The sequence below is a fragment of the Mesorhizobium sp. M1E.F.Ca.ET.063.01.1.1 genome, from assembly GCF_003998155.1.
Classification (GTDB): Bacteria; Pseudomonadota; Alphaproteobacteria; order Rhizobiales; family Rhizobiaceae; genus Mesorhizobium.
The window spans coordinates 1-6,089 of the sequence record NZ_RZSC01000342.1 but is presented as its reverse complement, the minus strand read 5'-3'; the positions used below and the strand labels follow the sequence as shown (position 1 = coordinate 6,089).

General features: G+C 66.4%; 5 protein-coding genes and 1 pseudogene. 1 reads left to right on the top strand and 5 read right to left on the bottom strand.

Annotated features, from left to right (window positions below; genetic code table 11):
- On the bottom strand, positions 1–478 hold a 478-nt coding region (locus EOA29_RS21855), incomplete at its 3' end, for a LysR family transcriptional regulator (RefSeq protein WP_127221478.1).
- A 123-nt stretch (positions 479–601) separates the two neighbouring features.
- Between EOA29_RS21855 and EOA29_RS21850 the strand changes: the two genes are divergently transcribed.
- Entirely contained in the window at positions 602–1,972 is a 1,371-nt protein-coding gene (locus EOA29_RS21850) for a lactonase family protein (protein ID WP_245468508.1), read from the top strand.
- An 8-nt stretch (positions 1,973–1,980) separates the two neighbouring features.
- Here the strand turns inward: EOA29_RS21850 and EOA29_RS21845 are convergent, their stop codons facing one another.
- The 4 genes and pseudogenes from EOA29_RS21845 to EOA29_RS21830 all read right to left on the bottom strand — a co-directional run.
- Entirely contained in the window at positions 1,981–2,967 is a 987-nt protein-coding gene (locus EOA29_RS21845) for an ABC transporter permease (RefSeq protein WP_126091989.1), read from the bottom strand.
- The gene (locus EOA29_RS21840) at positions 2,964–3,950 is read right to left on the bottom strand and encodes an ABC transporter permease (protein ID WP_126091990.1); all 987 of its coding nucleotides are present in this window, start codon (positions 3,948–3,950) and stop codon (positions 2,964–2,966) included. Before EOA29_RS21840 ends, EOA29_RS21845 begins: the two co-directional genes overlap by 4 nt.
- A complete protein-coding gene (locus tag EOA29_RS21835) occupies positions 3,947–5,494 on the bottom strand; it encodes a sugar ABC transporter ATP-binding protein (RefSeq protein WP_126091991.1) in 1,548 nt (515 codons plus the stop codon). The genes EOA29_RS21840 and EOA29_RS21835 overlap by 4 nt, the downstream gene beginning before the upstream one ends.
- 243 nt (positions 5,495–5,737) lie before the next feature.
- Positions 5,738–6,089: pseudogene (locus EOA29_RS21830) on the bottom strand (sugar ABC transporter substrate-binding protein); the annotation flags it as partial.

Sequence of the window (6,089 nt, the reverse complement as noted above, 5' to 3'; positions counted from 1 at the left end):
GGGCATGGACAATCAGGTCCGGCGTCGACAGCGGAGGATGCAGCACGCCGAGGTCGATCTCGCCGGCCGAAAGTGCCGCCTCCAGCAGCGGCGAGTTCATTTCGATCAGATCCACCTCGACATCTGGATAGCGGGCGCGAAACGCGCGTACCGCCTCCGGCAGAACTCCGTAAAAGGCAATGACGGTGAAGCCGAGACGCAAGCGCCCGACCTCGCCGCGAATGGCTCTGAGCGCCTGCGTCCTGGCGGCATTGGCATGCTCGACAGCCTTTCGGGCGGGGCCGAGGAAGGCGGCCCCGGCCGGCGTCAACGTCACTCCTCGACGGTCCCGTTCGAACAGCTCGGCACCGATCTCTGTCTCCAGGGCACGAATGCGTTGGCTGAGCGACGGCTGGGTCAGGTTCAGCCGATCGGCGGCGCGGCGAAAATGCAGATCTTCGGCGACGGCGATGAAGCAGGCCAGGGTGCGGATATCCAAGGTCGCTCCTTATGCAGATCCTCTATCACAGACGAAGATATTCCAATTGGAAGGCAATCAGCGCCAGAGATATTTTCGAACAAGACGAGGGGTTTCAGTGGAACCAGCAAAAGGAACAGCATTGTGATCAGTTCAACTTTCCGCCGCTTCGCACTTGCTGCCGTGCTAAGCGCCTTCGTGCCGCCAGTCGTGGCAGCGCAGTCGCTTGATCTTGCCGGCCGTATCTCGGCGAGCCGGATCGCCGTGATCTCCGACGGCGACTTCGTCGCCCAGACCTATGCCACGGGCCAGCTTGCGCCCCGCGAGGCGGGTTTTCGCGATATGCTCACGATCGTTTCCATCGTCGACGGCAAGGTCGTCACCGGCACCGTGCCGGTCTCCAATTCCGTAACCGCCGCTCCGGAAATCCTGCAATTGACCGCAGATGGGCAGACCGCCTTCGTCACCGAAAGGCTGGGCGAACGATCGGACGAAGGCGATACTGTCCGCGACCTGCCTCCGGGAAAGCGCCTGTTCGGGATCGACCTCTCCGACGGCGCAGCGCCTCGGCTGGCGGATACTGCCGAGATCGCCGCCTTCCCAGAAGCCCTGTCGGTCTCGCCCGACGGACGCCACGTCGCCGTGGTGTCCAACACGCCGGAGGCGAGCTTCGTTCAGATCATCGGCTATGCCGAAGGTCGTTTCGGCTCCGTCACCCGATTCAACCTTGCCGATCTGGGGATCACCGGACCTGCTTCCACGCCTCGCGGCGGTGTGACCGCGACCAACGTCCATTGGCATCCGAACGGCCGCTTCATCGCAGTCAACATCAACAGCCAGAACCGGGTCGCCTTCTTTGAGGTCAGTGACGCGAACGGCGCGCCGGACCTGCGCCCCTGGGGCAACAGCGTGGAGGTCGGCGCCGATCCCTTCGTTGGCCGTTTCACACCGGACGGACGCCATTACTTGACCTCCAACTGGGGCCGGAACTTCGTTGCCGCCGATCTCGAGGGGCGCATCCCCGAGACGCCATCGACGGTCAGCGTCGTGCAGCTTGCCGCTCCTGAGGCACCGGCCGACGCCGCCCGCCATCGGCTTGTCGCCCGGACCGAGACCGATCTGTCGGCCGAGGGCATCGCGATCAGCCCGGATGGAAGGCTGGTGGCGACCGTCAACATGCGCGGGACCGCCTTCCCGCCGGCGTCCGCGCGCTTCCAGCGCCACGCCACCGTAACGCTGCTAAGCTTCGATCCGGCGACCGGCGGTATCGTCAAGATCGCCGATTATCCCTTCGAAGGCTCGTTGCCGGAGGGAGGCAGTTTCGACAGGACCGGAGACCATTTCCTTGCCACCGTGTTCCAGGGCCATGCGGACGCCGGACCGGAAACCGGCGCTGGGCTGGAAGTCTTCCGTGTCGTCAAGGGCGATGCGGCCAGCGGCGAGCGACCATCGCTGGAACGGATCGGCCGCATTCCGCTGACGCACGGCGCTCATCACGTCGATCTGGCCGGGTAGCCGATTTCTCAGCGATCCTCGATGATCCTCAGATAAGCCGCGGTCACGAACAGCACGATGAAGCCGAAGAGGATGCGGCGGCCGCCCTCGGGCATGTGCAGGATGGTGAGCAGCGTGGTCAGCACGGTGAGGATCAGAGCGCCGATGATGGTGCCGGTGTAGCCGCCGCGGCCGCCGAAGATCGAGGTGCCGCCAATGACGGCGGCGGCCACCGAAGGCAGCACCAGCGGCTCGGCGAGCGACAGCGAAGGCGCCTTGATCAGGCCGATATAGAGCAGGCCGGTGATGCCGGCGAGCAGGCTGGAGATGACATAGAGCGCGGTGATCACCTGCCAGTAGCGGACGCCGGACAGACGCGCCGCGCGCTCATTGTCGCCGACGGCGAAGAGCAGGCGGCCGAAGCCGGTGCGGTTGAGCGTGAAGACGATCAGCGCCGCCACCGGCACGAACAGGAACAGCGCGTTGGGGAAGCCGTAGGTGAGGCCGGTGCCCAGCCAGTTGAGAAAATCCGGGATCCTGGCGCCGGAGGCGATGACGGTGCGCTGGTAGACCTGCAGGAAGCCGGTGCCGATCAGGCTGGTGCCGAGCGTCATGATCAGCGGATGGACGCGAAAGACGCCGACGCCGATGCCGTTGACGAGGCCGATCAGCACCGCCGGCAGCATGGCGAGGATGAAGACCACCGTCGGATCCTGATTGACGATCTGGGTCGCCATGATGAAGGCGCTCATCGTTGCCACCGTGCCGACGGAAAGGTCGATGCCGCCGGTGAGCATAGTCATGGTCTGGCAGCCGGCGAGGATCGCCAGTGGAATGGCGAATTTGGCCGTGTTGGCGATCCAGCGCTCGTTGAAGATGCCGGGGCGAAGGATCTGCAGGATCACCACCAGGATGACGAGCAGGATGATCAGCGGAATGAGCGGCCGGTCCGCCATGAAGCGTTTGAGGCGGCGGCCGAAGGAGACCGGTTGAGGCATGGTCGCGCTGCTTGTCATGGCGTTGCTCCCGCCGGGCGGCCCCGGATGGTGATGAAGGCGCCGAACATCACGACGGCGACCATGATCGCCCCCTCGACGATGGCGGTGACATTGGGATCGATGGCCAGCAGCGTGAGGTCGGTACGCACCAGCCGCAGCACGAAGACGGCAATGATCGGCCCGAGCAGCCCGCCCTTGCCGCCACCGAGCGCGACGCCGCCCAGCACCACCGCTGCGACGCTGGCGAGCAGATAGGGACCGGGGATCGGTGCGCCGATGCCGGTGCTGATGGTGAGCGAGAGCCCGCCGAGCGCCGCGAACAGGCCGGAAAGCGCATAGGCGACGATCCTGGTGCGCGCCACCGGCACGCCGCTGCGGAAGGCGGCGAGCTCGTCGCTGCCGATGGCGTAGATGGAAAGTCCGAGGCGCGAGCGCCTGAGCGGGATCCAGACAATGCCTAGGCAGACGACGAGCAGCACCAACGCCTTCGGAACCCAGGCATCGGCCCAATCCGGAAGGTTGGGTATCGGCATGGTGCCGATAATGCTTGCCTTCAGCCATTCGGCGGCGGCGCCGCCGGGCGCCTCGAGCACCAGAAGCGCAGCGCCCTGCAGCACGAACAAAGTGGCCAAGGTGACGACGATATCCGGAACGCGGGTGACGACGATGAGGAGCCCGTTCAGCGCCCCGAGCGCCAACCCCATGGCAAGCACGAAAGGCACCACGAAGTACGCATATTCCTCGCTGGCGCCGTTCATCATCGATGCGGCGGTGACGCTGGTCAGCGCCATCATGGCGGCAACCGAGAGGTCGATGCCACCGGCAATGACGACGACGGTCTGGGCGGCGACGGCGAAGGCATAAGGCAAAACTGCCCGCGCGAGCGAGCCGAAGTCGCCGCTGCCATAACCCGGCTGGATCAGCTTGGTGACGACGAACAGGAATACCAGCAAAGCGAGCAGGCCGGCGACCCAGCCCTGGCGGCGCAGGAAGCGCATCATGGCGCGGCCTCCGCATCGGAGGCAGGCCTGACATCGGCGAGGATGCCGACATCCTCCCTGGCGCCGCGCGGCAGGCCGTAGGCGGCCCGCATCAGCGCCGGCTCGTCGGCCAGCTCGACCGGGAACGTGTCGACGACACGGCCGCCGAAGATGACGATGACGCGGTCGCAGACACGCTGCACCTCCTCCAGCTCGGATGTGTAGAACAGAACCGACTTGCCGAGGCCTGCGAGCTCGCGCAGCAATTTGTAGATCTCCTGCTTGGTGCCGACATCGATGCCGCGCGTCGGGTCGAAGCAGAGGATGGTGCGGGCGTCGGCCGCGATCCAGCGGGCGATGGTCACCTTCTGCTGGTTGCCGCCGGAAAGGCGCTGCACCTCGCCTTGCGCGCGAGTGTCGATCTGCAGCCGGGCGATGGCGCTGGAGACGACCATGTGCTCTCTGCGCACCCGGATCGGCCCCCATTTGCGGAGCGCTGCGCTGAAAGGAAGCGCGATGTTCTCGCGCACCGAGCGCTGCATGGCGAGCGCTTCGGTACGGTCGCCGGGCACATAGGCGATGCCGGCCTGGATGGCATCGCTCGGATGCGAGAGTCTTACCGGCGCGCCGTCGACGGCGATTGTGCCGCCGGCCGGCCGGATGGAGCCGGCAAGCGCGGCAAAGAGCTCGTCCTGGCCCTGGCCCTCGAGCGCGACGACGCCGGCCACCTCGCCATTGGCGAGATCGAAGGAGACATCGTGCAGCTTGGTGCCGAGCTGCAGGTTGCGCACCGACAGCCGAGGGTGGCTGTCCCTCACGGCCGGCGCCTCGCTTGCGGTGCGCGCGGCGGCGACGCTGACCTTCTCGATGCGGGCGCCGAGCATCATCTCGACGATCTTTTCCTCGACGCCCGGCTCGATGTCGACGACGCCGACGGTGGCGCCGTCGCGCAGCACCGTGGCGCGGTCGCAGAGCGCGGAGATTTCGACGAAACGGTGCGAGATGAAGATGACCGAGCGGCCGCTGTCGCCCTGGCGGCGCACGACTTCCAGCACTTTCTCGGCGAGGTTGGCGGGCAGCGCAGCGGTCATCTCGTCAAGCAGCAGCACGTCGGGTTCGACGGCGAGCGCGCGTGCAAGGTCCAGCACGCGCAGCACGGCGAGCGGAATGTCACGCGCGGTCTCGCGTATATCGAGATTGGGGATGCCGAGCTCGCGCACCCAGGCGCGGAACGGCTCGACAGGCGTGCCGGTCAGCCGCAAATTGGAAAGGACATCAAGATCGGGGATCAGCGCCGGCTCCTGGTAGACCGGCAACAGGCCGGCGCGGCGCGCGGCGGCGGGCGAGCGGACATCGCGGGCCTCGCCGCGGATCAGGATGCGGCCGGCGTCCGCCTGGATGGCGCCGGTCAGGATCTTCACCAGTGTCGACTTGCCGGCGCCATTGGCGCCCATCAGCGCATGGACCTCGCCCGGCAGCACCGAGAGCGAGGCGTTGCGGAGTGCTGCGACCGCGCCGTAATTCTTCGCCACGCCGGTGGCATTGAGGAGAGGATTGGTGGTCAAATCGTGCGGGTCTCGATCATGTGTAGCCTGTTTTAACAGCACGCCACGCTTGCGCGCGGCGTACTGCGGAGCGGCGACTTTCCCTTCTCCCCTTGTTGTGGGAGAAGGTGGCCTCGCGAAGCGAGGTCGGATGAGGGGTGTTCCAGAAAACACCAACGCCTCATTCCTTCCAGCACCCCTCATCCGTCTCGGCGCTGCGCGCCGATCCACCTTCCCCCACAAGGGGGAAGGAAGAAGCCCAGCTTACTCGCCCGGGCCCTTGCAGGCGACGATCTGGTCCTTGGTGTAGGTGGTCCAGTCCGGAATCGAGATCGAGACCGGCCACTCGGGGCTCAGCGACGGATCGGCGGCCGATTTCAGCTTGGCCTTGCCCTCATCGGTGGCGTTTTCCCAGAGTTGCGGCTCGACCAGAACGGTCTGCTGCGCCGGCTTCTTGCCGTCGAGGATCTGCAGCGCCAGCGTGACGCCGGCGCCGCCGATCGAGCCGGGGTTGGTGACGGCGGCGCCAACCAGATCCTTGACCGAGTTCAACTGGCCGACGAAGCCGGCGTTGTCGGCGCCGACAACCGGCACCATCGGCGCCTGCTGCTCGACC